Source organism: Nonomuraea glycinis (assembly GCF_014646515.1).
In the GTDB taxonomy this organism is placed as follows: domain Bacteria; phylum Actinomycetota; class Actinomycetes; order Streptosporangiales; family Streptosporangiaceae; genus Nonomuraea; species Nonomuraea glycinis.
The window spans coordinates 51,123-76,842 of sequence record NZ_BMNK01000005.1 but is presented as its reverse complement, the minus strand read 5'-3'; the positions used below and the strand labels follow the sequence as shown (position 1 = coordinate 76,842).

24 protein-coding genes are annotated in these 25,720 nt (G+C 71.0%); 12 read left to right on the top strand and 12 right to left on the bottom strand.

Annotated elements, in window-relative coordinates; genetic code table 11:
- The first annotated feature begins 35 nt into the window (after window positions 1–35).
- From IEY87_RS16290 to IEY87_RS16265, 6 genes are all read left to right on the top strand, one after another.
- Window positions 36–1,307: an ABC transporter substrate-binding protein gene (locus IEY87_RS16290; protein WP_189139515.1), complete on the top strand. Its 1,272-nt coding sequence runs from the start codon at window positions 36–38 to the stop codon at window positions 1,305–1,307.
- Between the two features lie 87 nt (window positions 1,308–1,394).
- Window positions 1,395–2,318 carry a carbohydrate ABC transporter permease gene (locus tag IEY87_RS16285; RefSeq protein ID WP_189139514.1) on the top strand — a complete coding sequence of 308 codons (924 nt, stop codon included), beginning with the start codon at window positions 1,395–1,397 and terminating at the stop codon, window positions 2,316–2,318.
- A complete protein-coding gene (locus IEY87_RS16280) occupies window positions 2,315–3,205 on the top strand; it encodes a carbohydrate ABC transporter permease (RefSeq protein WP_189139513.1) in 891 nt (296 codons plus the stop codon). Before IEY87_RS16285 ends, IEY87_RS16280 begins: the two co-directional genes overlap by 4 nt.
- The gene (locus tag IEY87_RS16275; RefSeq protein WP_189139512.1) at window positions 3,202–3,888 is read left to right on the top strand and encodes a ferredoxin-NADPH reductase; all 687 of its coding nucleotides are present in this window, start codon (window positions 3,202–3,204) and stop codon (window positions 3,886–3,888) included. Before IEY87_RS16280 ends, IEY87_RS16275 begins: the two co-directional genes overlap by 4 nt.
- Window positions 3,889–3,991: 103 nt before the next feature.
- Window positions 3,992–4,792: a glycerophosphodiester phosphodiesterase gene (locus tag IEY87_RS16270; protein WP_189139511.1), complete on the top strand. Its 801-nt coding sequence runs from the start codon at window positions 3,992–3,994 to the stop codon at window positions 4,790–4,792.
- 67 nt (window positions 4,793–4,859) lie between these two features.
- Entirely contained in the window at window positions 4,860–5,300 is a 441-nt protein-coding gene (locus IEY87_RS16265; protein ID WP_189139510.1) for a hypothetical protein, read from the top strand.
- Between the two features lie 13 nt (window positions 5,301–5,313).
- Here the strand turns inward: IEY87_RS16265 and IEY87_RS16260 are convergent, their stop codons facing one another.
- The 10 genes from IEY87_RS16260 to IEY87_RS16215 all read right to left on the bottom strand — a co-directional run bounded on the left by IEY87_RS16260 (window position 5,314) and on the right by IEY87_RS16215 (window position 14,825).
- On the bottom strand, window positions 5,314–5,976 hold the full coding sequence (locus IEY87_RS16260; protein WP_189139509.1) for an adenylate kinase family protein: 663 nt from the start codon (window positions 5,974–5,976) through the stop codon (window positions 5,314–5,316).
- Window positions 5,977–6,105: 129 nt separating this feature from the next.
- Window positions 6,106–7,206, bottom strand: a complete 1,101-nt coding sequence (locus IEY87_RS16255) for a LacI family DNA-binding transcriptional regulator (protein ID WP_225277075.1) — start codon at window positions 7,204–7,206, stop codon at window positions 6,106–6,108.
- A gap of 69 nt (window positions 7,207–7,275) precedes the next feature.
- The gene (locus tag IEY87_RS16250; RefSeq protein WP_189139507.1) at window positions 7,276–8,070 is read right to left on the bottom strand and encodes a cupin domain-containing protein; all 795 of its coding nucleotides are present in this window, start codon (window positions 8,068–8,070) and stop codon (window positions 7,276–7,278) included.
- Window positions 8,067–8,993 carry a DUF6807 domain-containing protein gene (locus IEY87_RS16245; protein ID WP_189139506.1) on the bottom strand — a complete coding sequence of 309 codons (927 nt, stop codon included), beginning with the start codon at window positions 8,991–8,993 and terminating at the stop codon, window positions 8,067–8,069. Before IEY87_RS16245 ends, IEY87_RS16250 begins: the two co-directional genes overlap by 4 nt.
- Window positions 8,993–10,102: a Gfo/Idh/MocA family protein gene (locus IEY87_RS16240; RefSeq protein ID WP_189139505.1), complete on the bottom strand. Its 1,110-nt coding sequence runs from the start codon at window positions 10,100–10,102 to the stop codon at window positions 8,993–8,995. Before IEY87_RS16240 ends, IEY87_RS16245 begins: the two co-directional genes overlap by 1 nt.
- A 147-nt stretch (window positions 10,103–10,249) precedes the next feature.
- Window positions 10,250–11,266 carry a LacI family DNA-binding transcriptional regulator gene (locus IEY87_RS16235; RefSeq protein WP_189139504.1) on the bottom strand — a complete coding sequence of 339 codons (1,017 nt, stop codon included), beginning with the start codon at window positions 11,264–11,266 and terminating at the stop codon, window positions 10,250–10,252.
- Between the two features lie 163 nt (window positions 11,267–11,429).
- Window positions 11,430–12,392: a glycine betaine ABC transporter substrate-binding protein gene (locus IEY87_RS16230; RefSeq protein WP_189139503.1), complete on the bottom strand. Its 963-nt coding sequence runs from the start codon at window positions 12,390–12,392 to the stop codon at window positions 11,430–11,432.
- Window positions 12,393–12,432: 40 nt separating this feature from the next.
- Entirely contained in the window at window positions 12,433–13,200 is a 768-nt protein-coding gene (locus IEY87_RS16225) for an ABC transporter permease (RefSeq protein WP_189139502.1), read from the bottom strand.
- Window positions 13,190–14,185, bottom strand: coding sequence for an ABC transporter ATP-binding protein (locus tag IEY87_RS16220; protein WP_189139501.1), 996 nt, complete (start codon window positions 14,183–14,185; stop codon window positions 13,190–13,192). Before IEY87_RS16220 ends, IEY87_RS16225 begins: the two co-directional genes overlap by 11 nt.
- Complete coding sequence (locus IEY87_RS16215; protein ID WP_189139500.1) at window positions 14,172–14,825, bottom strand: ABC transporter permease; 654 nt, start codon at window positions 14,823–14,825, stop codon at window positions 14,172–14,174. The genes IEY87_RS16220 and IEY87_RS16215 overlap by 14 nt, the downstream gene beginning before the upstream one ends.
- Before the next feature lie 111 nt (window positions 14,826–14,936).
- On the opposite strand from IEY87_RS16215, the gene IEY87_RS16210 reads away from it, so the two are divergent.
- Complete coding sequence (locus IEY87_RS16210; RefSeq protein WP_189139499.1) at window positions 14,937–15,734, top strand: IclR family transcriptional regulator; 798 nt, start codon at window positions 14,937–14,939, stop codon at window positions 15,732–15,734.
- Window positions 15,735–16,245: 511 nt separating this feature from the next.
- Here the strand turns inward: IEY87_RS16210 and IEY87_RS16205 are convergent.
- Both IEY87_RS16205 and IEY87_RS16200 read right to left on the bottom strand, forming a co-directional pair.
- Complete coding sequence (locus tag IEY87_RS16205) at window positions 16,246–17,952, bottom strand: potassium/proton antiporter (RefSeq protein ID WP_308112929.1); 1,707 nt, start codon at window positions 17,950–17,952, stop codon at window positions 16,246–16,248.
- 15 nt (window positions 17,953–17,967) lie between these two features.
- A complete protein-coding gene (locus tag IEY87_RS16200; RefSeq protein ID WP_189139498.1) occupies window positions 17,968–19,254 on the bottom strand; it encodes an ArsB/NhaD family transporter in 1,287 nt (428 codons plus the stop codon).
- Window positions 19,255–19,532: 278 nt separating this feature from the next.
- On the opposite strand from IEY87_RS16200, the gene IEY87_RS16195 reads away from it, so the two are divergent.
- The 5 genes from IEY87_RS16195 to IEY87_RS16175 all read left to right on the top strand — a co-directional run bounded on the left by IEY87_RS16195 (window position 19,533) and on the right by IEY87_RS16175 (window position 25,703).
- On the top strand, window positions 19,533–20,513 hold the full coding sequence (locus IEY87_RS16195; RefSeq protein ID WP_189139497.1) for a HAMP domain-containing sensor histidine kinase: 981 nt from the start codon (window positions 19,533–19,535) through the stop codon (window positions 20,511–20,513).
- Window positions 20,510–21,166 (top strand): response regulator, encoded by a 657-nt coding sequence (locus tag IEY87_RS16190; protein WP_189139496.1) that lies wholly within the window; start codon window positions 20,510–20,512, stop codon window positions 21,164–21,166. The genes IEY87_RS16195 and IEY87_RS16190 overlap by 4 nt, the downstream gene beginning before the upstream one ends.
- 112 nt (window positions 21,167–21,278) lie before the next feature.
- Complete coding sequence (locus IEY87_RS16185; protein WP_189139495.1) at window positions 21,279–22,361, top strand: LacI family DNA-binding transcriptional regulator; 1,083 nt, start codon at window positions 21,279–21,281, stop codon at window positions 22,359–22,361.
- Entirely contained in the window at window positions 22,358–24,370 is a 2,013-nt protein-coding gene (locus tag IEY87_RS16180) for a beta-galactosidase (protein WP_225277076.1), read from the top strand. The genes IEY87_RS16185 and IEY87_RS16180 overlap by 4 nt, the downstream gene beginning before the upstream one ends.
- 13 nt (window positions 24,371–24,383) lie before the next feature.
- On the top strand, window positions 24,384–25,703 hold the full coding sequence (locus tag IEY87_RS16175) for an ABC transporter substrate-binding protein (RefSeq protein ID WP_189139494.1): 1,320 nt from the start codon (window positions 24,384–24,386) through the stop codon (window positions 25,701–25,703).
- The last annotated feature ends 17 nt before the right edge of the window (window positions 25,704–25,720 follow it).

Genomic DNA, 25,720 nt, shown 5'->3' with positions numbered 1-25,720 from the left:
CAATGAACGCTTCGAACACGCCAGGAGGTCGCGGAATGCGACGCCAGTTTGTGAAGTGCGCGGCGGCCGCGGCCGCATTAGCCCTCGCCGTCACGGCCTGCGGCTCGAGCGAACCCGCCGCAGGAGGTGACGGCGGCAACGTCACGCTCTCCGTCACGGTGTGGAACCTCGCCAAGACCCCTGAGTTCAAGGCTCTGTTCGACGCCTTCGAGGCGGCGAACCCGGGCGTCAAGGTGCAACCGGTCGACATCCTCGCCGACGACTACTCAGACAAGATCACCACGATGCTGGCCGGCGGCGACAAGACCGACGTCATCACCATGAAGAACGTCATCGACTACTCCCGCTACTCCAGCCGGGGGCAGTTGACCGACATCACCGACATCGTGAAGAAGAACGACACCTCCAAGCTGGCCGGCCTGGACTCCTTCAACGTCAACAACACCTACTTCGCGATGCCGTACCGCCAGGACTTCTGGCTGCTGTACTACAACAAGGGCCTCACCGACAAGGCCGGCGTGAAGTTCAGCGACGGCGTCACCTGGGACGAGTACGCCAAGTACGCGCAGCAGCTCACCCAGGGCGACGGCACCAAGAAGGTGTACGGCACCTACCACCACACGTGGCGGTCCGTGACCCAGGCCATCTCGGCCGCCCAGACCGGCGGCGACCAGCTCAGCGGTGACTACACCTTCTTCACCGACCAGTACAACGTGGCGCTCGGACTGCAGAAGGCCGGCAACACGCTGGACTTCGGCACCGCGACCGCGCAGCAGGCCGACTACCGCACCATGTTCGAGACCGGCGCGACGGCCATGATGCCCATGGGCACCTGGTACATCTCCGGCATTCTCGAGGCCAAGGAGAAGGGCGAGTCGCAGGTCGACTGGGCCCTGGCGCCGATGCCGCAGCGTCCGGGCAGCACCGGGGTGACGACGTTCGGCTCGCCGACCGCCTTCGCCGTCAACAAGAACGCCGACGACGCCGACATGGCGAAGAAGTTCGTGGAGTTCGCCGCGAGCAAGGCCGGCGCCGAGGCCATCACCAAGGTGGGCGTGGTGCCGGCGCTGCAGACCCCGGAGATCACCGAGGCCTACTTCAAGCTCAAGGGCATGCCGGCCGACGAGTTGTCCAAGAAGGCGTTCACGCCGGACAAGGTCGTGCTGGAGATGCCCGTCAGCGAGAAGGCCTCCGACATCGACACGATCCTCAATGAGGAGCACCAGCTCATCATGGTCGGCGACAAGTCTCCCGCCGAAGGCATCAAGTCGATGAACGACCGCGTCAAGAGCGACGTTCTCAGCTGAGTGAAGGGCGGCGGGCGCCCCGTCGGCGCCCGCCCCCTCTGCTGAGCGCAGCATAGGGAGTCACGAAGGACCACCATGGCCCATGTAATGACGCAACAGGCGCCGACGGCCGACCCGTCGCCCAGCGCCCCCCGCCGGCCTCGCGTCTGGCGCGACACCCTGATCGGGTGGAGCTTCATCCTGCCGAACTTCATCGGCTTCGCCCTGTTCACGCTCATCCCGATGAGCGCGGCGTTCGCCCTGGCGTTCATGGAGTGGGACTCCTACAGCACGCCGGAGTGGGTGGGCCTGGAGAACTTCCAGAAGATGGTCGGCGACGAGAACTTCCGGGTCGCGCTCTTCAACACCCTGTACTACGCGGCCGGCCACATCCCGCTGACGCTGGTCGCCGCGCTCTGCCTGGCGCTGGTGCTCAACAGGAAGCTGCGCGGCGTGGGGTTCTTCCGCACCGCCGCCTTCTTCCCGTACATCACCTCGCTCGTCGCGGTGGCCGTGGTGTTCAACATGCTGTTCAACCCGACGGCGGGGCCGGTCAACCAGTTGCTCACGGCGCTGGGCGTCGCGGATCCGCCCCGGTGGGTGGCGAGCACCGACTGGGTGATGCCGACGGTGATCGTGACCAGCGTGTGGCGGGACATGGGCTACTACATGGTGCTCTTCCTGGCCGGGCTGCAGACGATCCCCCGGGAGTACTACGAGGCGGCCAAGGTCGACGGGGCCAACGCCTGGCAGCGCTTCTGGAGCATCACGCTGCCGTGCCTGCGGCCCACGACGTTCTTCGTGCTGGTCCTGCTGACGATCCAGAGCTTCAAGATCCTTGACCTGATCCAGGTCATGACCGACGGCGGACCCGGCCGGAGCACGCTGGTCCTGTCGCTGCTCATCTACCGGGAGGGCATCAGGGAGGGGCAGTTCGGCTACTCCTCGGCCATCGCCCTGGTGCTGTTCGTGATCGTGCTCGCCGTGACCGTCGCCCAGTTCCGTATCAACGAGCGGAGGAGTGCCACATGACCGCGCTGCACGAGGCTCCCCCGGCCGTCAAGCGCGGGCAGGCACCCGCCGGCCCTCCGGAGCAGGGACGGCGCCTGGTCCGCATGGTGCTGGCGTACGCCGCCCTGGTCGCGGCGGCGGTGGTGGTGCTGCTGCCGTTCGCGTGGATGGTGTCGTCGTCGCTGAAGCGCAACAACCAGGTCTTCTCCATCCCCATCCAGTGGATCCCGGAGGAGTTCCGCTGGACGAACTTCGTCGACATCTGGACGCAGATCCCGCTGGCGACCTATCTCGGCAACTCGGTCTACCTGTCGGTCGTGATCACGTTCCTTCAGCTGCTCACCGGCAGCTTCGCCGCCTACGGCTTCTCCAAGGTGCGCTTTCCCGGCCGGGACCTGCTCTTCCTGCTCTACATCGCCACCATCGCGGTGCCGTGGCAGGCGTACATGGTGCCGCAGTACATCATCATGCACCAGGCCGGCCTGACGAACACGCACCTGTCGATCATCCTGCTGCAGGCGTTCAGCGCGTTCGGCGTCTTCCTCATGCGGCAGTACTACATGTCGATCCCCGACGAGCTGTGCGAGGCCGCGCGCATCGACGGGCTCAGTGAGTACGGCATCTGGTGGCGGATCATGCTGCCGCTGTCGAAGCCTGCGCTGGCGAGCCTGGCCCTGCTGACGTTCGTGAACACCTGGAACGACTACATGGGGCCGTTCATCTATCTGACGAGCAACGAGCTGTGGACGATCCAGCTCGGTTTGCGCTCGTTCGTCGGCCAGTACAGCGCGGACTACGCCATGATCATGACCGGGGCGGTGCTGTCGGTGCTGCCGATCCTGGTCATCTTCCTGTTCGGGCAGCGTTACTTCATCCAGGGCATCGCGACGAGCGGGCTCAAGGGGTGAGCGCGGTGCGCGGCCTGCTGCGGCCGGCCCGGCAGACGACGTACGAGCGGGCGTTCAACACCGTGTACGTCGGCCTGATGACGAACCTGTTCCTCGCTCTCGCGTGCGCGCCGCTGCTGTTCGCGCTGGCGATCGTGCGGGATCCGGTGGCGTCGTGGCCGTTCTTCGCCGTGCTGTCCGCGCTGTGCGCACCGGCGCTGGCCGGGGCGTTCCGGTGCTTCGCCCTCTTGAACGAGGGATCGACGGGCGTGCTCCGCGCGTTCTGGGGCGGCTACCGTCAGGCCGCCGGCCGGGCGCTGGCGGTCTGGGCGGCCGCGACGGTGCTGGTGTGCGTGCTGGTGCTGGACGCCGTCGTGGTCGCGCCCACCTCGTGGGGGCCGATGCTGGTGCCGTTCTTCGCCACCGCGACCGCGCTGGCCGTGGCCCTGGCCGTGGCGCTGCTCGTGGTGATCGCCGAGACGCCGCGTGCCGTACGGCTGCGCGGGCTGGTGCTGCCGTGCCTGTATCTGGTGGCGCGGCGCTGGTATCTGAGCGCCCCCGTCGTGGCCGTGCTCGGCCTGGCCGTGGCCGTCATCCTGGTCCAGCCGGTGCTCGGCGTGCTGCTGGCCACCGCGCCTCTGCTGTTCGTGGTGTGGTCCACCACCAGGTACGTGGTCGCCCCGGTGCTGCCGGCCGCCCCGTAAGGGACGTCCGAAGCTCATCGGCTGTCCACGCTCCTCTCAACAGTTGGTCATGCCCGCCGGTCATGTTCGGATCCTCGGCCCCTCCCGAGTAACGAGGAGACCCATGATCCGACGTACAGGCTTGATCTTCATCGCCGTGCTGGCGGCGGTGGCGGCGCTCGCCTCCCCCGCCACCGCCGGTCCCCCCATCGTCAACGTGGCGCATCGCGGCGCGTCGGTGTACGCGCCCGAGAACACCGTCACGGCCTTCATGCTGGCCGCGCGGCAGGGCGCGGACGTGTTCGAGCTCGACGTCCAGGAGACCGGCGACCACCGGCTCGTGCTCATGCACGACACCACCCTGGCCCGCACCACCGACGTGGAGCAGGTCTTCCCTGACCGGGCGCCGTGGCGGGTGGCCGACTTCACCCTGGCGGAGCTCCGCGAACTGGACGCGGGCTCGTGGTTCGACGGCGAGTCCGAGCCGGTGCCCACCCTGCGCGAAGCGCTGGACGCGATGCGCGGAAGCGGGCTCGGCCTGCTGCTGGAGATCAAGTCCCCCGCGCTCTACCCGGGGATCGGGGCCCGGGTCGCCGCCGAACTGCGCCGCTGGTGGGACGGCGAGTTCGCCGTGCAGTCGTTCGACTGGGGCGCGATGCGCCGCTTCGCCAGGACGATGCCCGAGGCGCCCATCGGCCTGCTCGGGACGCCCTCGACCGGCGAACTTCCCGCGCTGGCGCAGTTCGCCGACCAGATCAACCCGCCCCACGGCGACGTCACCCGCGACTACGTACGACGCGTGCACGACCTGGACATGGAGGTCCTCGCCTGGACCGTGGACGACGCGGCGACCATGCGCCGGCTGATCTCCTACGGGGTGGACGGCATCATCACCAACCGACCGGACGTGTTCAGCGAGCTGTGAACGTGGTCAGGCCGTCCCCTGATCGCGGGTGGTGACGATGGGCGGGTTCGTGGGTAGCCGTCTGACCATGTCAGCCGAACGCGCGCACGAGCCCGATTCCGACCACCGCCGCCCCGTGGGGGTGAGCGACGAGACCGTGGAGGCGCTGGGCGCGCTCAGCGAGGCGCTGGAGCGGACCCACCGGGCGCGCGGCCACCTCTACTCCTGGCACCAGCTCACCGGCCACGCGGACGCCGACCTTGACAAGGCCGTCGAGCTGCTGCGCAGCGCCGGGCACCAGGAGATCGCCGATCGGATCGAGCGGGACCTGATCGGGCTGAACGTCATCCAGGGGCGGTGGACGTTCCAGGTGTGCGAGGAGTACGACGCGCTGTACTACGCGACGTTCCAGGCTCTGGAGGCGGACGCGCGCGAGCGGCTGGCCGGCGGGCGGCCGCACCTGTACGAGGCGGAGCTCAAGCAGAAGCGGCGCTCCCCCGGCCTGCCCGGCCACGAGACCGCCCCCTGAGGCCGCCGGGCGGTCAGGCGCGGGCGTCCGCCGGGCGGTAGGGCGGGAGGGCGAACCGGGCGCGGATCTCCTGCTGGACCGCGATCTTGTCGGCTCTGGCGTCGATCGCCATCACGTACTCCTTGCGGCGGAAGAGCTCCACCACCGGGTCGGTCTTGTCGTGGTAGTCGCGCAGCCGCCTGGCCAGGGCGTCCGGGGTGTCGTCCGCGCGGGTGACGAGCTCGCCGCCGCAGACGTCGCACCTGCCCTCGGCCTCGGGGCGGTGCGCGATGAGGTTGTAGTCCATGCCGCACCGCGAGCACAGCCGCCGGGCCAGGACGCGCCGCCGCACCTCGTCGTCGGGCAGGTCGAGCAGGATCACGCCGTCGATGTCGTAGCTCTCCAGGAAGAACTCCGCCTGGCGCCGGTTGCGCGGGAAGCCGTCGACGATGAAACCGTAGTTCCAGTCGTGCTGCTGCAGCCGCTCCTTGACCACGTCCTCCACGAGGTCGTCCCCCACCAGCTCACCGGCGGCCACCAGGCGGCGGACCTGGGCGCCGAGCTTGGTGTGGTTCTTGACGTGCCAGCGGAAGATGTTGCCGACGCTGATGTGGGCCAGGTCGAGGTCGTCGGCCAGCAACGTGCTCTGGGTGCCTTTACCGCTGCCCTGCACTCCCATGATCACATATTTCCGCATATCTTCCTCTTCCTCGTCGTCCCGCCACCATGCCACAAACCACCCCGGCCAAGATCCACAACGGCCGAACCGGCGTCCCCGCCACCGCCGGCGAGGGGGAGACAAGATACGCCACGGCTGGTGAGCCGGTCATCGCCGTGCGGGCGTGCTCTCCCGCAGGACCACACGCGTGGAGATCTGTACGGCGTCCGGGGCGGGACCGCCGCCGAGCGCGAGCCGCATGGCCTCCTGGCCCGCCTCCCGCAGGGGCACGGCGACGGAGGTGAGCGCCGGGGTGACGTCGATCGCCGAGTCGATGTCGTCGAAGCCGGCGACCGCGATGTCCTCGCCGGGGACGAGGCCCGCGTCGCGGAAGGCCGTCATCGCGCCGATGGCCATCACGTCGCTGACCGCGAAGACGATCTCCACCTCGTCGGCTCCCCGCTCGGCGAGCTTCCTGGCCGCCTCGTAGCCGCCGCCACGGGTGAACTCGGTCTCGATCACGAACCGATCATCGAGGCTGATCCCCGCAGCACGCAGTCCCGCCGTGAAGCCCGCGACCCGATCACGGGACGTACGGACGGATTCCGACGCCCGGAAGACGGCGAAGCGCCGGTATCCCGCGCCGGCCAAGGCACGGGCGAGCCGGTGAGCACCGCCGGTGTTGTCGATGGTGACGGTGTCGAACGGCAGATCCCGCTGGCTGACCATGACAACCCGGCCACCGGCCGCCTGATACTCCTCCAACTCACCGACGAGCGCGCCACGCGTATCCGTACCGCCGACCGCCCTCCCGTCCCCCGGCGCAGCAGAGGCGGCAGCGCCGTCGACCGCCCTCCCGTCCTTTGGCGCAGTGGAGGCGGTGGTGCCGTCGATGCGAGTGCCGGCGAGCACGATGACGCGCGGGCGCTGGCCCCGCAGCGTCCTGACGAGTTCGAGCTCGCGCTGTGGGGAGCGGCCCGCGACCGCCATGGTGACGACGAGCCCGGCCGCCTCCGCCGCCTGGGTGACCCCGGCCGCGATGGCCGAGAAGTAGGGGTCGGCCACGTCGCCCACCACCAGCGCCACGGTCGGCGTCGAACCTCTCGCGACGGCCTGCGCCGACGGATGCGGCCGGTAGTCGAGCTTGGCCGCCGCCGCGCGCACCCGGGAGGCGTTCTCCGTGCGCACGTTGCGGGCGCTGCCGTTGAGCGCCCGCGAGGCGGTGGCGATGGAGACTCCCGCCTCACGGGCCACATCGTGCAACGTCACCGATCCGCGAGCGTCAGCGGCCGGCACCGGCGCCGGCGGAGCCTCATCCATGGTGTCCCGGCCGTGAGGTCATCGCGCGGGGTCCGGGGCGTGTACGACGGGGTGGGCGACGTCGTGGGCGTGGAGGTGGCCGCACATTCCCCACCGGGGCTCGGGCGGGGCTTCGAGGAGCGAGGAGCGCAGGAGGTGGTCGCCGTCGCCACGGTCGAGCGCGTCGAGGACCGCCGCCGTCTCGCGGGTCTCCCGGACGACCGTGGCCGCCCAGATCTCGCGCCAGCGTGCGACCGAGGGCCGGACCAGCGCGACCGCGCTCGCGTACAGGCTGTGCAGGGGTTGGAGGTCGCCCTCGCGGGCGGCGTCGGCGAGGCGCAGGAACCCCTCCACCGCGAGCTCGCGGCGCCGCCGGACCGCCGTCTCCACCGCGTCGGGGCCGCCGGACGGGAGGGTGGCGGCCTCCCGGTAGCGGGCCGGGTCGCCGACGATCTCCGGGGGGAAGGTCATGACCGCGTCGCCGGCCTCGGGCAGTCCGGCGTTCTGCATGACGACGACCACTTCCAGGCCGCCCCGGTTGACCGCCCGGTGGATGGTGCCGGGCGTGAACCACACGGTCGAGCCGCTGCTCAGCTCGGTCTCCCGGAAGCCGCTCATGTCGAGCGTCTGCAGGGCGCCACGACCGGCGATGACGACGTACGCCTCGGTGGAGGCCGTGTGCAGGTGCGGCGTGCCGCCCTCCAGACCGTCGGCACAGGCACCCGTGTAAACCGCCAGCCTGCTGACGGACGTACCCCCGGGAAACGCCGGCGTCCCTCCGGGCGACGCAGGCGCGCCAGACGTGGGCGTCCCTCCGGGCGACGTGGGGGTCATGTCGCGTCCCGGCCGGCGGCGAGGGCGGCGCGGCCCTGCTTGGCGAGGAGGGCCGAGCCGTCCTCGCCCCGGTCCCCGTCGGCCACGACGACCGCGTACCGGAAGCTCATCGTCTCGCCGTCGGCCAGCGGGACCTCCTCGCTGAAGAACGGCGCCGGGCTGAGGCAGGCGAACTGCTCGCTGCGGGCGAACCACTGCGGCGGATGCTGCGGGTTGGCGGTGTCGTCGACCATGACGATCGTCGACCAGTCCCCGGTCCCGTCGTGGCGGCCACGGAAGCCGAACCACTCCGCCCGCAGACCCCGCAGCTCGTCGCCGCCCGCGCCGGACGGCGACTGGATGATGCCGTCGGTGAACGACCGCGGGCCGCGCCAGAACAGGCCGCCGTAGCCGGCGTTCTCACGCCCCTTGGTCGTCGGGGAGCCGAAGTCGAGCGTGCCGCCGGACACGTTCGTCATGGCCGTCTCGAACACCAGCGCCCAGGTGGTCGCGTCCACCACGGTGGCCGTCAGTGCCCGCCGCTCCTCGATGACGGGCCGGCCGGCCTGCGAGATCCAGTCGAGGTGGTGCGCGATCCGGACCCGGTCGCCGGTGGCCGACAGCTCGGCCATCTCGCGGTGGACCGCGCTGCCGTTGTTGTCGAGCTGTACGTACTCACCCTGGACGTACGTGGGCCCGCCCCAGAAGTTGTGCTCGCCCACGTGCGGCAGCGACCAGGCGATGCCCTTGTGCCAGACGTGGTCGTGCGGCCGGAACAGCGAGACCGTGTCGCCGGTCAGCGTGCGGATCGGGTGCAGGTAGGGCTTCGGCGACTCCAGCACGGGGGTGTCGGGCCGGTAGGTGTAGGTGAAGAGCTCGACGTCGCCGGCGGTGACGGCGACGGACCGGCCGAGCGCGTGGGTGGCCTGCAGGGTGGGGGTCATCACTGGCTCGCTTCGCTCGAAGGGGTCTTCCATGGGGCGCCCGTCCCGTCCATCCGCTCGGTGAAGGGGCTGCCGGGGCCGAGCTCCCCGCTGCGGACGCGCCGGCCGGTAAAGGAGGAGGCGTAGACGGCGGCGACGAACTCCATCGTCCGCCGGGCCTCCTCCAGCGTGACGGGCGGCGCCTCGCCCCGGTCGAGCGCGTCCAGGACCGCGGCGAACTGGCCGTCGTGGTTGCTCCGCGCGGCGTCGGGGTCGGGCTGCCAGAGCTCGGCCACCTTCTCGTGCCCCGGGGCGGGGGTGATGGTCCAGTCGTCGTCGCTGTAGCCGTACAGGTGCTCGACCTCGACGGTGGCGCGCTCGAGGTCGAAGCGGAGCACGGAGGTCTCCCTCGGTGACACCACCGAGTTGACCACCGTGGCCATGGCGCCGTTGTCGAAGGTCACCAGGGCCATCGACACGTCCTCGGTCTCGGTGTCGCGGGCCTGGCGGGCGGCCATCGCGCTCACCTCCTGCCAGGGGCCGAGCACGGAGAAGAGCAGGTCGAACTGGTGGATGCCGTGGCCCATGGTGGGCCCGCCGCCTTCGGACTCCCAAGTGCCGCGCCAGGGGACGGCGAAGTAGGCCTCGTCGCGGTACCACTGGGTGAGGCAGGTGGCCAGCAGGGGGCGGCCGAGCTCGCCGGAGTCCAGCAGCCCGCGCAGCCGGGCGGCGCCGGCGCCGAACCGGTGCTGGAAGACGGTGGCGACGTGGCCGGTGGAGCGGCGCTCGGCCTCGATCAGGGTGTCGAGCTCGGCGAGGGAGAGCGTGGGCGGCTTCTCCATCAGCACGGTGACCCCGGCCTCCAGGCACTCCAGGGCCTGTGGTGCGTGCAGCGAGGGCGGGGTGCACAGGTGGACCAGGTCCACCTCCTCCTCCCGGAGCAGCTCGGTCAAGCCGGCGTAGGTGCGCGGCACGTTCCACGTGGCGGCGAAGGTCCGGGCTCGGCCGGGGTCCACGTCGACCGCGGCGACGAGGTCGGCCCGCCCGTCGGAGCGGGCCAGGGCCTGTGCGTGTGCGGTGGCGATCCCACCGGTGCCGACGATCGCGGTCCGGTAGCGGGGTTGAGACATAAGATCCTTCAAACGCCGGGAAAACGTATTCCGCAGTTTGCCCGCCACCTCGCGCCACCGTCAAGGCACTCAGGGTCGGGTGCTCTCCCTGACGACGCCACCGACAGGCGCCAAGGGCCGGATGGACAACGCCACCGGACCAAGCGCTCAGGGGCGGGTGCTCGCCCTGATGATCAGGCGGCCTCGTACGGTGAGGTGTTCGGGCTCGGTCCTCTCGCGCAGCGCCAGACGGATGGACTCGGCGCCCACGTGGGCCAGGGGAAGCCCCACGGTGGTCAGCCGTGGCGTCACGTCCACGGCGAGCTGGATGTCGTCGATGCCGGTCACCGACACGTCGCCGGGAACGGCGACCCCGGCCGCGCGGAGGGCCGACAGCGCGCCGATCGCGATGACGTCGTTGACGGCGAGCACCGCGTCGCGGTGCCCGGCGGGCAGCTCGCGCGCGGCGTCGAAGCCGCCCTGGCGACTGGCCTCGCCGTACGCGATCCTGATGTGCCTCGGCTGGACGCCACCCGCCCGCAACCCTTCGACCATGCCGGCGACGCGGCCGGAGAAGTTGACCCGCTCGGCGGGCCCGGCCAGGATCGTCACCCGCCGGTGCCCGGTCGCGGCGATGTGCTCGCCCACCAGGCGGCCCGCGCCGTGGTTGTCGAAGGCGATCGAGTCGAACGAGCCGTGGGTCACGCCCACGACCACCACCCGTCCGCCGTCGCGCTCGTAGGCGTGCAGCTCGGCCAGCAGGCGGCTGTCGAGCTCACCGGCCCCGAACCTGCTGGAGGCGAGTACGAGCGCGCGCGGGCGCAGGGAGCGCAGCAGGCGGACGGCGTCGAGCTGCCGGTCGGGGGCGGCCTGCGTCGAGCAGACGGTGACGAAGACGCCGGACATCCGCGCCTGCCGCTCCATCTCGGCCACCATGATCCCCATGGCGGGGGTGGTCAGGTCGTCGGCGACGAGGGTGATGGCATCGCCGGCGCGCCGCATCGCCCTGGCCGAGGCGTCCGCGGTGTAGCGCAGGGCGGCGGCCGCGGCGAGGACGCGCTGTTCGTACTCCGGCGCCACGGTCCGCGAGCTGCCGCCCAGGACGCGAGAGGCGGTCGCCACCGAGACGCCGGCCGCCGCCGCCACGTCGTGCAGCGTGACCGTCCGTCTCGCCGCACGGGGCATCCAGGGTCCTCTCCACGACGTCGTCGGGGCGTACCGCATAGTAGCCCTGTTCGAGACGCCGAAAGTTTCGGCCCCAGGCGAGTGCCAGGCGAGTGCCAGGCAAGCGCCAGGCAAGCGCCAGGCGAGCGCCAGGCGAGCGGCCGGCGAGCGGCCGCTGCCTGGGTCAGGCGCCCAGGAAGCCGGACTCCCGCAGCCAGTCGGCCGAGACCTTGGCCGGCTCCATCCCCTCGACGTCGACCTTGGCGTTGAGCGTCTGCATGGTGGCGTCATCGAGCTTGGCGATCACCGGGTTGAAGACGTCCGCCAGCTCGGGGTGCTGCTGGAAGACCTCGTCCCGTACGGTCACGGCGGCGTTGTAGACGGGGAAGAACTTCTTGTCGTCCTCCAGCACCGTCAGCCCGAGCGCGGCGATGCGCCCGTCGGTGGTGAACACCTCGCCGAAGTTGCAGGTCTCGCCCTTGTCCGTCTCGGTGTAGACGACGCCGGTGTCGAGCAGCGCGATCCGGTCCTTGGGGATCTTGAAGTCGTACGCCTTGGTGAGGCCGGGCAGCCCGTCGTCGCGGGTGGAGAACTCGGTCTCGATGCAGATGGAGACCTCCTCCGGCTTGGTCTCGGCGAGCTTCGCCACGTCCGAGACCGTCTTGACGCCGAGCTCCGTGGCCTTCTCCGCGCGGATCGCCAGGGCGTAGGTGTTGTTCAGCGGGGTCGGGCCGATCCAGTGGATCTTGTTCTGCTTCTTGTCGGCCTCCGAGGTGGCCTTGAACTGCTCGGCCGAGTCGGCGATCGGCTCGGTGTTCTTCAGGTGCTCGATCCACCCGGTGCCGGAGTACTCCCAGTAGAGGTCGATCTCGCCGCTGAGCAGCGCCTTGCGGTTGGTCACCGTGCCGCCCAGGTTGGTCTTGTCCTCCACCTCGGCGCCGTGCGCCTTCAGCAGGTGCACCGCGATCTGGCCGAGCATGATGTTCTCGGTGAAGTCCTTGGAGCCGACGACGAACGACGCGCCTTCGAGCTCGCCGCCGGCGCTGGCGGTGGCGGTGGTGTCACCACCGCCGCAGGCGCTCACGGACATGGTCAACGCGGCCGCGGCGAGCAGCGCGAGCGTACGGCGAAGGGGGCGGGCTTGCATGCGAAAACACCTCTTGGTTCGGGATTGCGGGAAGGACAGGTCACATGCCGCGGGGCTTGAGCAGGTTCTCGGCGAGCCCGCCCAGCCAGTCGATGAAGAAGGCGATGCACGCGGTCAGCACGCCGCCGACGATGGTCACGGGCAGGCGGTTCAGCTTGAGCCCATTGATGATCAGCTCGCCCAGTCCGCCGGCGGCCACGAAGGCGCCGAGCGTGGCGACGCCGACGGTCAGCACCAGGGCGGTGCGCAGCCCGGCGAGGATGGTGGGCACGGCGAGCTTGAGCTCGACCCGGCGCAGGATCTGTCCCTTGGTCATGCCCATGCCGCGGGCGGCCTCGATGAGCGCGGGGTCGATCTGCTGCAGCCCGACCATGGTGTTGCGCAGCACCGGCAGCACCGCGTAGGCGACCAGCCCCACCAGGGCGGTCTGGAATCCCACGCCCAGCACGAAGGTGGCCAGCACGAGCAGCCCGATGCAGGGCACGGCCTGGCCCAGGTTGCCCGCGGTGAGGATGAGCGGGGTGACGAGCCGGTTCTTGGCGCGCGAGGCGACGATGCCGAGCGGGATCGCGATGATCACCACGAGGGCGGTCGCGATGACCGTCATCCGGAGGTGCTCGACGGTCTTGGCGAGGATCACCGCCGCGTTGAGGCTGCGCTGTTCGATGGAGTCGAGCTCCAGTGTGCCGACCCAGGCGTACAGGGCGGTCAGCGCGATCAGGATGGCGGCCGGGGTGATCAGGTGACGCAGGCCCGAGGCACGGACGGGGTTGCGCGGCTTGCCGACAGTGAGGGTTTCAGCGGTCACCGGCGACCACTTCCTCCCGTGCGACGGCTGAGGATCCCACGGCGGCACAGAGCGTGGCGTAGGTGAGCACGCCGGACGGCGTGCCGCACCGGTCGGTGCCGTGCGCGACCATCAGGTCCAGCGCCTCACGCAGGGTGGCGTCCGCCGCGATCCGCGGCAGCTCGCGGCCGGGCCGCGCCTCCTCCTGGGGTACGTCCGCCACCCGGAGCAGCGCGAGCCGCTTGAGGGTGGCGTCCTGGCCGATGAAGCCGGCCACGTAGTCGTCGGCCGGGTTGGCCAGGATGTTGGCGGGCGTGTCGTACTGCGCGATGTGCGAGCGGTCCTTCAGCACGGCGATGCGGTCGCCGAGCTTGATGGCCTCCTCGAAGTCGTGCGTGACGAAGATGATCGTCTTGCGCAGCTGTTTCTGCAGTTTGACGAACTCGTTCTGCAGGTGCTCGCGGGTGATGGGGTCGGTGGCGCCGAACGGCTCGTCCATCAGCATCACCGGCGGGTCGGCGGCGAGCGCTCTGGCGACGCCCACCCGCTGCTGCTGGCCGCCGGAGAGCTGGCGGGGGTAGCGGTCCCGGAACATCGCCGGGTCCAGGTGCACCAGCGCGAGCAGCTCTTCCACCCGCGCGGCGATCCGGTCGGCCGGCCAGCCGAGCAGCTTGGGGACGAGCGCGATGTTCTGCCCCACGGTCTGGTGCGGGAACAGGCCGACCTGCTGGATGGCGTAGCCGATGTGCCTGCGCAGCTCGTCGGGGTGCAGGCTGAGGACGTCCTGGCCGCCGATGCGGATCTCGCCCGACGTGGGCTCCACGAGGCGGTTGATCATCTTCATCGTGGTGGTCTTGCCGCAGCCCGACGGGCCGACGAAGACGACGAGCTCGCCGGCGGGGATGACGAGGTTGACGTTGTCGACCGCTGGGGCGGGCTGACCCGGGTAGTGCTTGGTCAGCGCCCGCAACTCGATGCGGACGCCTTCGGGATCACGGTCGAACACGAAGCCCCCTGGGCGTGGTCAGATGGCGGACGGCGGAGAAGAACGCGTCGAACAGCACCGCGATGATCACGATGCCGAGCGTGCCCGCGAGCGTGGCGTTGAGCGAGTTGACGGAGCCGAGCCGGGAGAGCCCCTCGAAGATCTGGCTGCCGAGGCCAGGCCCGTCGACGTAGGCGGCGATGGCCGCGATGCCGATCAGCATCTGCGCGGAGATGCGCACGCCTGTCAGGATCAGCGGCCAGGCCAGCGGCAGTCTCAGCCGCAGCAGCAGGCGGACGGCGCCCATGCCCATCCCGCGCCCCGCCTCCACGGTGGCGGCGTCCACGCCGCTCAGCCCGGTGACGGTGTTCCTGATGATCGGCAGGAACGCGTACGCGGTGAGCGCTATCAGGGTGGATCCCCAGCCGAGCCCGGTGATCGGGATGAGCAGGGTGAGCAGGGCCAGGGAGGGGATGGTGAGGATTCCGGCGGACACTGTCAGGGAGGCGCCCCGCGCCTTGGGCCGCTCATAGGTGAGGAGTCCGACCCCCACGCCGACGGCCGTGGCGATGGCGATCGCGAGGGCGACCACGAGGGCGTGTTCGACGGCGGCCAGCGAGAGGGTGTCCCAGCGGGAGACCACGTACTCGCTGAAAGTCATAAAGTTACCGCCTTCGCTTACGCTTGCTTGGGCTTGTAAACGTATGACTTGTTGCGGTCATCGCAAAATCTGTTGCAACTAGCGCAACGCACTTGTTATGAACGGATGTGAATGGACGAGAAGCTTGCGGTGTCCTCCGCCGGCCTCCGCCGGGATCTGGAGATCCTTGAAGTCCTCGCAGGTCACGGCGATGGTCTCGACACCGACGGGTTCGGCGTGAGCTGGATCGCCCAGCGACTGGGCAGGGAGAAGAGCCAGGTGTCCAGGGCGCTGCGCGCGCTGGAGGCCGAGGGCATGGTGGAGCGCGATCCGCTGACCCGGCGCTACCACCTGGGCTGGCGGCTGTTCGCGCTGGCATCCCGGACCCAGCAGGCCAGGCTCGTCCAGGTGTCCGCGCCGTTCCTGCGCCGGCTGGCGGCCACCTTCAACGAGGACGCCCACCTGTGCGTGCTCCGCGGCGACCAGGTGCTCACCCTGGTGTCGATCCCCTCCTCGCGCGCGTACCACCGCATCTGGGAGGGCGTCTCGGTGCCGGTGACCATGGCGGCGGCGGGCCGGTCGCTGCTCGCGGACTGGGCGCCGGCGCAGGTGCGCGAACTCCTGCGGGCGCCCCTGCCCGCCGGGCTGGACTCCGCCGTCAGCGACGAGGAGCGGTGGATGACCGATCTCGGCCACGCGCGCTCCTTCGGGTACGTGGTCAGCGACGTCGAGCTGGACGACAGCCCGGCGGCGGTGTCGGCGCCGGTCTGGGACCACCGGGGGCTGATCACGGGGGCGATCAGTGTCTCGATCACCCGCCTGGCGGACGTGACCCACGCGCACGCGATGGGCCGGGTGATCGCCGAGACGGCGCGCGAGCTCTCCGCCGGCCTGGGGCGGTTGCCCAGGCCCACCGGCGCCGAGCTCTGACGTCTCCTGCGGGTGGATCGGGGAAAGCTCAGGGCGATCACCGATACGACCTGGCCGGGCGGACGGGCAGGGTGGCGGTATGAATCCTGAAAGCCGCCTGGCGCGCGTCTCTTTCACTGCTGGGCCGGCCGCGTTCCTGGGCGGGTGGCTCCTCATGCTTCCCCTCGGCGGTGCCGCGGTGCCCGGCCCGTGGTGGACGGCCGCGCACGCGGTCTGGCTGACCGGCTTCCTGTTCTTCGCGGTCATGACGCTGGCGCTGCGGCGGATGGCCGCCCCGGTGACCGGCGGGCGGCGGACGCTGGTGGAGATCGCGTCCGGGGTGGCGCTGGTCAGCGTGGCGGCCAACGTCGCCCAGCTGGTGATCGACCTGGTCGCCGGGTTCACCTCGGCCGACGCCGCGGCCATGCGGGCGCTGTTCGACCAGGTGCGGGCCTACCCGGGGGTGGACCCGCTGGTCTATGGGGCCGGCGCGCAGTTGTTCTTCCTCGCGCTGCCGGTGCTGGCCGTCACCCTAGCCGTGCTGCGCCGGGTCACCCCAGTGAGCGCCGCCGTCGCGGTGTCCGGCGTAGTGCTGCTGGCGGGGGCGACGCTCACCGACGGGCGGAGCTCGGTGCTGGTGGCCCTCGGGATGGCGCTGCTCTGGCTGGGCACCCTGCTGCTGGGCCGTGGCCGGCAGGTCGGCGAGCTCGGCACGGCCGGATAGGCGTCCGGGGGCGGGGTCGGGGCCGCCCTGCTCGCCGTACCAGCGGGCCAGGCGGCCCCGGCGGCCCACCGCCCGCAGGCGGCGCTCGGCCGCCTCGCGGGTGGCGCCGGTGGCCACGATCAGCAGGGTGTCCCCCTCCCGCAGCCCGGTCTCCAGGGTGGGCACGAACGTGGCCCGGTCGCGGATGACCAGGCTGATCACGGCGGGCGTGGGCAGCCGCAGCTCGGCCACCTCCACCCCGTGCAGGCGGGAGCCGGCCGGGATGGTCAGGGTGAGCAGCTCGGCGTCCAGCACGTCCAGCGGCGCGGACTCGATGTCCACCTCCCGGGCCTGGTCGGGCTGGATGACGCCGAGCGCGCGGGAGATCGGCGGCAGGAGCGGTCCCTGGATCAGGGTGAAGACGACGACCAGGACGAACACGATGTTCAGCAGGTGGTCGCTGCCCGGCACGCCCGCCACGATCGGGAAGGTCGCCAATACGATCGGCACCGCGCCGCGCAGCCCGGCCCAGGAGATGAACGCCTGGTGCCGCCAGGGGACGCGGAACGGGACCAGGCAGGCGAGCACCGAGGCGGGCCGGGCCAGGAGCAGCAGGACCGCGCCGATGAGCAGCGCGGGCAGCAGCGCGCCGGGCAGCTCGCTGGGGTCGACGAGCAGGCCGAGCATGACGAACAGGCCGATCTGCGCCAGCCAGCCGGCGCCCTCGGCGAAGGACCTGGTGGCCGCGCGGTGCGGCAGCACCGCGTTGCCGAGGATGATCCCGGACAGGTAGGCGGCCATGAATCCGGAGGCGTTCGCCGCCCCGGCCGCGGCGAACGCGATGACGCCCAGGCCGAGCGTGGCCAGCGGATACAGGCCGCTGGCGGGCAGCGCGACGTAGCGCAGCGCGGCCACCCCCGCCCATCCCACCAGCAGTCCGACGGCCGCGCCGACGACGACCTGGTAGATCACCTGCCCACCGATCGTGGGCAGGTCGGGCACGCCGCCGACACTGCTGAAGACCAGCACCAGGATGACGGTGGGCGCGTCGTTGAACCCGGACTCGGCCTCCACCATCCCGGCCAGTTTCCGGGGCAGCGGCAACGATCGCAGGACCGCGAAGACCGCGGCCGCGTCGGTGGAGGACACGATCGCCCCGAGGAGCAGGGCGAGCTGCCAGTCCATGCCGAGCAGCAGGTGCGCGCCGGCGGCGGTGACCAGGACGCTGACCGCCACCCCGGCGGTGGCCAGCAGCGCCGAGGGGGCCAGCAGTCTGCGCAGGTCACTCCAGCGGGTGCTGAGCCCGCCCTCGATCAGGATGAGGGCCAGCGCGCAGGTGCCGAGCGTCTGGGCGAGCTGGGCGTCGTCGAAGTCGAGGCCCAGCACGTCCTCGCCGACCAGCATGCCGACGGCGAGGAACAGCAGCAGGCTGGGCAGACCCAGCCTGCTGGCGGTACGTGCGGCGGCGATGCTGGCCAGCAGCACCAGCCCTCCCGCGAGCAGGATCACGTACAGCTGCGGCAACGTCACCGTCACCACCCCTCCCCGTGCTCACGCAAAGTAGCGCAGCCATACGTAGACCCAGGCCATGACGGAGCTGACGACCGTGACGAGGATCCCGTACTTGGTGAACTGCCAGAACGAGATGGGGTGTCCCGACCTGGCGGCGATCCCGATGGCCACCACGTTGGCGCTGGCCGCGACGGCGGTGCCGTTGCCGCCGAAGTCCGCGCCGAGGGCGAAGGCCCACCACAGCGCCTGCCCGGTGCCGGCGTCCGGCGCCTGCGCGACCAGCCCTTCGACGATGGGGGCCATGGTGGCGACGTACGGGATGTTGTCGAAGAAGGCACCGAGCACGGCGGAGCCGAACAGCAGTGCGGTGGCCGCGCCGAAGAAGTTGTCGCCCACGGCGCCGACCGCCCAGGTGCCGATGGTGGCGATGACGCCGGTGTGCACCAGCCCCGCCACCATCACGAACAGGCCCATGAAGAACACCAGCGTCGGCCACTCGACCTCGCGCAGCGTCTCGCTGACGTCCGCGCGGGCCACCAGCAGCATCACGCCCGCACCGAGCAGCGCCACGATCGACGGCTCCACGTGCACGACGGCGTGCAGCCCGAACCCGACGACGACCAGGGCGAGCACGACCAGGCAGCGGATCAGCAGCTTCGGGTCGGTGATGGCGCGCCGCTCCTGCAGGGCCATCACCTCGGCCACCCGGTCCGGGTTGTAGTGGAACGAGCGGCGGAACATCACCCGCGTCATCAGCACGAAGACCACGAACACCACCACGACGATCGGCGCCATGTGCACCAGGAAGTCGTTGAACGTCAGCCCCGCGCGGCTGCCGATGATGATGTTGGGCGGGTCGCCGATGAGGGTGGCCGCGCCGCCGATGTTGGAGGCGAGGACCTCGGCGATAAGATACGGCGCGGCGGGGATCGCCAGCCTGGCGCAGACCATGATGGTGACGGGCGCGACCAGCATGATGGTGGTGACGTTGTCCAGGAAGGGCGAGGCGACGCCGGTGATGGCCATCAGCATCACCATCAGCCGGTACGGCCGGCCCTGCGATTTCTTGGCGGCCCAGATGGCCAGATAGTCGAAGACACCCGTCTGTTTGATGATCCCGACGATGACCATCATGCCGAACAGCAGGAAGATGACGTTCCAGTCGATCCCCTCGTGCTCGGAGAAGAACACCTCCGCGCCGGGGATCAGCCCGAACACCGCCATCACTCCGGCGGCGACGAGCACCACCTTGACCTTGTTCATCTTCTCGGTGGCGATGAAGAAGAAAGCCACCACGAAGACGGTCAGGGCGAGGACACCGCTCATCGGTCGCGCCCTGGTGGCCCCGTCCGGATCTGGGCACGAGTGGCGCATGTGACATGCCGCGGTGGTATCAAGAGTGTGCTCATGTCAAAGTCCTTTATTTGTGAAACGTCAGGCCCCTCAATCCTCGACAATCAGGACACTTGACCACCATCGGGTCTGACACCCATCTCTCCCCGCGCGCACCATGTAGGTCGCGCCCGATGAGCGCGCACGGACGCCGCGCGGATGGTGGCCGGCCCGGATGGACGCCGGCCCCTGTACGGGGGCAGGGTGGAGGCATGACCGACGAGCGGCAGCGAACACCGGTGCAGGCCCTGTTCAGGCGCGTCATCGTGATCAACGGCCTGGTGTTCACCATCGGGACGCTCGTGCTGGCGCTCTCACCCGCGACGGTGTCCTCGCCGGTGCTGCTCACCGAGGTCCCGGTGCTGTCGATCGGGCTGGCGCTGATGCTGGGCGCCAACACGCTGCTGCTGCGCAGGAGCCTGGCCCCGCTGGAGGCGCTCACCGCGCTCATGCGGCGGGTGGACGTGCTGCGGCCCAGCGACCGGCTGACCGACAAGGGCAACGGCGACCTCACCGACGTGATCGGCGCGTTCAACGCGATGCTCGACCGCCTGGAGGCCGAGCGGACCACGGCCAGCGCGCACGCCCTGGCCGCGCAGGAGGGTGAGCGGCAGCGCATCGCCCGCGAGCTGCACGACGAGATCGGCCAGAGCCTCACGGTGGTGCTGCTCGGGCTGAAGCGGGCCGCCGACCGGGCGCCGGGCGAGCTGTGCGAGGAGCTGCGCGCCATCCAGGAGACGGTCCGCTCCAGCCTGGACGAGGTCCGGCAGGTCGCCCGGCGGCTGCGGCCGGGCGTGCTGGAGGATCTGGGCCTGATCAGCGCGCTGAACGCGCTGGCCGCCGAGGTCGCCTCGATGAGCGGCGTGCAGGTGGTCCGCCGCCTGGACCCCGGGCTGCCCCCGCTGGGCAGCGAGGCCGAGCTGGTGCTCTATCGCATCGCGCAGGAGGGCCTGACCAACATCGGCCGCCACGCGCACGCCTCCCGCGCGGAGCTGACCCTGTGCGGACAGCCGGGCGGCGTGCTGCTGTCCATCGTCGACGACGGCCGGGGCGGTCCGATCCACGAAGGCGCCGGCATCCGGGGCATGCGCGAACGCGCCCTGCTCATCGGCGCCCGCCTGTCCATCGAACACCCGCCTGAGGGCGGGACCGCGGTGCGCCTGGCCGTTCCGGTCCGGGCCGAAGGGAAATGATCAGGTTGGAACCTACCCGCATCCTGCTCGCCGACGACCACGCCCTGGTGCGCCGCGGGCTCCGGCTGATCCTGGACGCCGAGCCGGACCTGACGGTGGTGGCCGAGGCGGGCAACGGCGCCGAAGCCGTCGAGCTGGCCGACCAGGGCGTGGACCTGGCCATTCTGGACATCGCCATGCCGCGCATGACCGGCATCCAGGCCGCCCGCGAGATCTCCCGCCGCGCGCCGGAGGTCCGCCTGCTCATGCTGTCGATGTACGACAACGAGCAGTACCTGTTCGAATCGCTGAAGGCGGGAGCCAGCGGCTACGTGCTCAAGTCGGTCGCCGACCGGGACCTGCTGGAGGCGTGCCGGGCGGCGATGCGCGGCGAGCCCTTTCTCTACCCGGGGGCCGTCACCGCGCTGATCCGCGACTACCTGCAGCGCGACGACCAGGGCGAAGGGCTGCCGGCCAGCATCCTGACGCCGCGCGAGGAGGAGATCGTCAAGCTCATCGCCGAGGGGCACTCGTCCAAAGAGATCGCCGACCTGCTGGTCATCAGCATCAAGACCGTCGAGCGGCACCGGGCCAACGTGCTGAGCAAGCTCGGCATGCGGGACCGCCTGGAGCTGACCCGCTACGCCATCCGGGCGGGCCTGGTCGAGCCGTAGCAAGGTCGTTTAGGACATCCCATAACCCCCCATTGACATCTGCATAAATCGGCCCTTAGCTTTGCGAAACGTTTCGACAAGCTTCTCATGGGCCGAAGGGGGCCAGAACCGGATGTCCTCATTGCGGGATGTGGCCGAGCGCGCACAGGTCGCGGTCAGCACGGTCTCCGCGGCGCTGAACGGCACCCGCCCGGTGGCGGCGGCGACCAAGGAGCGGATCGAGCAGGCCGCGGCCGAGCTCGGCTACCGCCCCAACGTGCTGGCGCGCGGGCTGGTGAGCAAGCGCACCCGGATCCTGGCGCTGCTGTTCCCCGCGCCGCGCAGCGGATTCGGCCTGACCGAGATGCAGTTCGCCACCGGTGCGGCCGAGGCCGCCAGTGAGCGGGGCTATCACCTGCTGCTGTCGCCGGAGAACGCCGACCCGATCGAGGAGCTGCGCCACCTGACCGGGCTGGGCCTGGTCGACGGCGTGCTGCTGATGGAGGTGCGGCTCGACGACGAGCGGACGCGGTGGCTGGCGGAGGCCGGTTTCCCGTTCAGCATGATAGGCAGGACCCGCGAACCGGGCTCGATCGACTACGCCGACATCGACTTCGCCCGGATGGCCGGGGACGCGGTCGCGCACCTGGCCGGGCTCGGCCATCGCGCGCTCGCCTTCTTCAACCACTCCACCGACGGCTACTCCGCGCAGTACGGCCCGGCCATCCGCGCCGGCGAGGAGTTCGAGGCCGCCGCCCGCGAGGCCGGCCTGGGCTACGTCGGCGACTTCCGCGCCGACTCGGCCGAGCAGGGGCGGCAGGCGTTCGAACGGCTCGTCGCCGAGCACCCCGAGGTGACCGCGCTGGCCGTGATGAACGACCACGCGGCGGTCGGGGTGATCGCCGCGGTGGCCGAGCACGGCTGGCAGATCCCCCGGGACCTGACCCTGATGCTGGTGCTGTCCTCGGCCCGGGTCGCCGAGATGTTCCACCCGCGGCTGACCACGCTGGAGCCGCCCAGTGCCGAGCTGGGCCGGCTCGGCGCCGGCATGCTCATCGACCGGCTGACCGGCGACGGCGACGGGCCGCCCCGGCAGCGCCTGGTGGCCTGCCGGCTGGTGACCGGCGACAGCTCCGCCCCACCGCCTGTCGACCGGACAGAGAGACGCGACAACTCCGCCGCACCGCCGGTCGACCGGACAGGGGGACGGCGATGACGCCGCGTCTGGGCATGCACACCCTCACGGCCGGCCGTGGCCTGCTCTTCGGCGGTGACTACAACCCCGAGCAGTGGCCGGAGAGCGTCTGGACCGAGGACGTCGAGCTGATGCGGGCGGCCGGGGTCAATCTGGTCACCGTCGGCGTGTTCAGCTGGGCGCGGCTGGAGCCGGAGCCGGGCGCCAGGGACTTCGGCTGGCTGGACCGGGTGCTCGGCCTGCTCGGCGACGCCGGGATCGCGGTCGACCTGGCCACCCCGACCGCCTCACCGCCGCCGTGGCTGGGCCACCGCTGGCCGGAGACGCTGCCGGTCGACGAGTCGGGACACCGGCTCTGGTACGGCGCCCGCAACCAGTTCTGCCCGAGCTCGCCGGTCTACCGGGAGCGGGCCCTGGCCCTGGTGGCCGACCTGGCCGACCGCTACGCCGGTCATCCGGCGCTGGCGCTGTGGCACGTCGGCAACGAGTACGGCCAGATCTGCCACTGCGACGACTCGGCGGCGGCCTTCCGGGCCTGGCTCCAGAACCGCTACGGCGACCTGGACGGGCTCAACGAGGCGTGGGGCACGACCTTCTGGAGTCAGCGCTACAGCGACTGGGCCGAGGTCATCACGCCGCGCCGCGCGCCGTACCTGATCAACCCGACGCAACTGCTGGACTTCCGGCGGTTCAGCTCGGACGCGCTGCTCGCGCACTACCGCGCCGAGCGTGACCTGCTGCGCGCCCGCACCCCGGACACACCCGTCACGACGAACTTCATGGGCCTGTTCAAGCCGATCGACTACTGGTCGTGGGCGCCGGAGGAGGACCTGGTCTCCAACGACCACTACCCCGACCCGGCCGACCCGCTGGCGCCGGCCCGTACGGCGCTCGTCCACGACCTGATGCGCGGCCTCGGCGGCGGGCGGCCGTGGATGCTGATGGAGCAGGCCACCGCGGCGGTCAACTGGCGCCCGCACAACCTGCCCAAGCCGTCCGGGCAGCTGCGCCTGGAGTCGCTGCAGGCGGTGGCTCGCGGCGCGGACGGGCTGTGCTACTTCCAGTGGCGGGCCTCCCGGTTCGGCGCGGAGCGCTTCCACGCCGCGATGCTGCCGCACGCCGGGCCCGACACCCGGCTGCACGCCGATGTGCGCGCGCACGGCGCCGAGCTGCGCCGCCTGGCCCCGATCGCGGGCACGACCGTCCCCGCCCGGGTGGCGCTGGTGCACGACTGGGCGAGCTGGTGGGCGCTGGACGAGCGCGGGCAGCCGAGCGACCGGCTCGACCCCACCGACCAGCTGCTCAGCTACTACCGGCCGCTGTGGGAGCGCGGGGTGGCCGTGGACGTGGTGCCGCCCTCGGCCGAGCTGTCGGCGTACGCGCTGGTCGTGGTGCCGAACCTCTACCTGATCAGCGACGCCGACGCCGCGTCACTGACCGCGTACGTGCGCGCCGGCGGCGTGCTCGTGGTCGGCCCCTACTCCGGGGTCGTGGACCCTCGCGCGCACGTCCGCACGGGCCGGTTCCCCGCCCCGCTGCGCGAGGTGCTGGGCGCCTCGGGCGAGGAGTGGCGGCCCGTGCCGGAGGATCGGCCGGTGCCCTGCCGCTGGTCGGACGGCGCCGCGTTCGCCGCGCGCACCTGGACCGAGCTGGTGCGCTCCGACGGCGCCGAGCCGGTGGCCGCCTTCACCGAGGGCGAACCGGCCGGTCACCCGGCGGTGCTGCGGCACCGCAGCGGCCGGGGCGTCGCGTGGTACGTCGCGACGCTGCCGGAGCAGGACGCGCTCGCCGAGCTGACCGCCAGGGCGCTGGCCGACGCCGGCGTCACCGGCGTCCTGCCCGACGTGCCGCCCGGCGTGGAGGCGGTCCGCCGCGGCCCCGCGCTGTTCCTGCTCAACCACGGCGACGACGACGCCGACGTGCCGATCCCGCACCGCGCCGAAGACCTGCTCACCGGAACCACGGCGGAGGGCCGGATCACCCTGGCCCCCAGGGCGGTCGCCGTCCTGCGCCCGCTCGACACCCCCTAGGAGAAAGATCCCCATGCACAGCAGAAGAACCTTCCTGGCCTCCTCCGCGGCGATGCTGTTCCTGTCCGCCTGCGGCTCCGGTGGCGCGGACGACGCCGCCCCCGCCGCCTCCCCCATCGGGGGCGACGAGAACGCCGCCGCGACGCTCACCTTCTGGGCCTGGGCGGAGAACATCCAGCGGGTCGTCGACCTGTGGAACTCCAAGAACCCCACGCAGAAGGTCACCCTCAGCGGCCAGGCCGCCAGCGACGAGCTGATCGCCAAGTTCCTCACCGCGGTCAAGGCGGGCAACGCGCCCGACATCCTTCAGGTGGAGTATCAGTCGCTGCCGACCCTCATCACCAACAACGCCCTGCAGGACCTGACCCCCGTGATCGGCGACGTGAAGTCCGCCTTCCCGGACGGCACCTGGAACCTGACCTCCTTCGGCGGCGCCACCTACGGCGTGCCGCAGGACGTCGGCCCGATGATGCTCTTCTACCGCGCCGACATCTTCGAGGACCTGGGCCTGAAGGTGCCCGCCACCTGGGAGGAGTTCGGCGCGCTGGCCGAGACCGTGCGGAAGAAGGACGACAAGCGCTACCTGACCACGTTCTCCCCCGGCGACGCCGGCTGGCTGTCCGGCTTCGCCCAGCAGGCCGGGGCCAACTGGTGGACGAACGAGGGCGGCGCCTGGAAGGTCTCCATCGACGACCCGGCGACCAAGAAGATGCTCAGTTTCTGGGGCGAGCTGGTCAACTCCGGCACGCTGCTCGGCGACCCGATGTACACGCCGCAGTGGAACAGCCAGATGAACGACGGCACCATCATCGCCTGGCCGAGCGCCGTCTGGGGAGCCGGCGTGCTGGCGGGCGTCGCCCCGTCCAGCAAGGGCAAGTGGAAGATGGCCCCGCTGCCGCAGTGGAGCGCGGACGAGCGGTTCACCGGCTTCTGGGGCGGCTCCTCCACCGCCGTCGCCGCCTCCTCCAAGCAGCAGGCCCAGGCCGCCAAGTTCGCCAAGTGGATGAACACCGACCCCGAGGCGCTGAAGGTGCTCGTCGAGATCGGCCTCTACCCCTCGGCCACGGCCGGCCAGACCTCCGGCGGGCTCGGCGCCGCGCCCGACTACATGGCGAGCCAGACCGACTACTACGAGTCCGCCGCGGCGATCGCGCAGACCGCCCGCGGCTTCAGCAGCTGGGGCCCGAACACCAACGTCACCTACGGCGCCCTGGAGGACCTGATGCCGACCGCGGTGAAGGAGAAGGCCGACTTCGCGGCCGTGGCCACCAAGGTCCAGGAGATGAGCCTGGCCGACCTCAAGAAGCAGGGTTACGAGGTCTCCGGCGGCTGAGACGCCCCCTTGGAGCG

What these genes read in the sequence shown, in the direction of transcription:
- IEY87_RS16240 (WP_189139505.1), bottom strand. Translation starts at nt 10,102, where the DNA reads ATGTCTCAACCCCGCTACCGGACCGCGATCGTCGGCACCGGTGGGATC.
- IEY87_RS16270 (WP_189139511.1), top strand. Translation starts at nt 3,992, where the DNA reads ATGATCCGACGTACAGGCTTGATCTTCATCGCCGTGCTGGCGGCGGTG.
- IEY87_RS16260 (WP_189139509.1), bottom strand. Translation starts at nt 5,976, where the DNA reads ATGCGGAAATATGTGATCATGGGAGTGCAGGGCAGCGGTAAAGGCACC.
- IEY87_RS16235 (WP_189139504.1), bottom strand. Translation starts at nt 11,266, where the DNA reads ATGCCCCGTGCGGCGAGACGGACGGTCACGCTGCACGACGTGGCGGCG.
- IEY87_RS16285 (WP_189139514.1), top strand. Translation starts at nt 1,395, where the DNA reads ATGACGCAACAGGCGCCGACGGCCGACCCGTCGCCCAGCGCCCCCCGC.
- IEY87_RS16195 (WP_189139497.1), top strand. Translation starts at nt 19,533, where the DNA reads ATGACCGACGAGCGGCAGCGAACACCGGTGCAGGCCCTGTTCAGGCGC.
- IEY87_RS16175 (WP_189139494.1), top strand. Translation starts at nt 24,384, where the DNA reads ATGCACAGCAGAAGAACCTTCCTGGCCTCCTCCGCGGCGATGCTGTTC.
- IEY87_RS16265 (WP_189139510.1), top strand. Translation starts at nt 4,860, where the DNA reads ATGTCAGCCGAACGCGCGCACGAGCCCGATTCCGACCACCGCCGCCCC.
- IEY87_RS16215 (WP_189139500.1), bottom strand. Translation starts at nt 14,825, where the DNA reads ATGACTTTCAGCGAGTACGTGGTCTCCCGCTGGGACACCCTCTCGCTG.
- IEY87_RS16210 (WP_189139499.1), top strand. Translation starts at nt 14,937, where the DNA reads ATGGACGAGAAGCTTGCGGTGTCCTCCGCCGGCCTCCGCCGGGATCTG.
- IEY87_RS16185 (WP_189139495.1), top strand. Translation starts at nt 21,279, where the DNA reads ATGTCCTCATTGCGGGATGTGGCCGAGCGCGCACAGGTCGCGGTCAGC.
- IEY87_RS16280 (WP_189139513.1), top strand. Translation starts at nt 2,315, where the DNA reads ATGACCGCGCTGCACGAGGCTCCCCCGGCCGTCAAGCGCGGGCAGGCA.
- IEY87_RS16245 (WP_189139506.1), bottom strand. Translation starts at nt 8,993, where the DNA reads ATGACCCCCACCCTGCAGGCCACCCACGCGCTCGGCCGGTCCGTCGCC.
- IEY87_RS16250 (WP_189139507.1), bottom strand. Translation starts at nt 8,070, where the DNA reads ATGACCCCCACGTCGCCCGGAGGGACGCCCACGTCTGGCGCGCCTGCG.
- IEY87_RS16230 (WP_189139503.1), bottom strand. Translation starts at nt 12,392, where the DNA reads ATGCAAGCCCGCCCCCTTCGCCGTACGCTCGCGCTGCTCGCCGCGGCC.
- IEY87_RS16290 (WP_189139515.1), top strand. Translation starts at nt 36, where the DNA reads ATGCGACGCCAGTTTGTGAAGTGCGCGGCGGCCGCGGCCGCATTAGCC.
- IEY87_RS16190 (WP_189139496.1), top strand. Translation starts at nt 20,510, where the DNA reads ATGATCAGGTTGGAACCTACCCGCATCCTGCTCGCCGACGACCACGCC.
- IEY87_RS16200 (WP_189139498.1), bottom strand. Translation starts at nt 19,254, where the DNA reads ATGAGCGGTGTCCTCGCCCTGACCGTCTTCGTGGTGGCTTTCTTCTTC.
- IEY87_RS16180 (WP_225277076.1), top strand. Translation starts at nt 22,358, where the DNA reads ATGACGCCGCGTCTGGGCATGCACACCCTCACGGCCGGCCGTGGCCTG.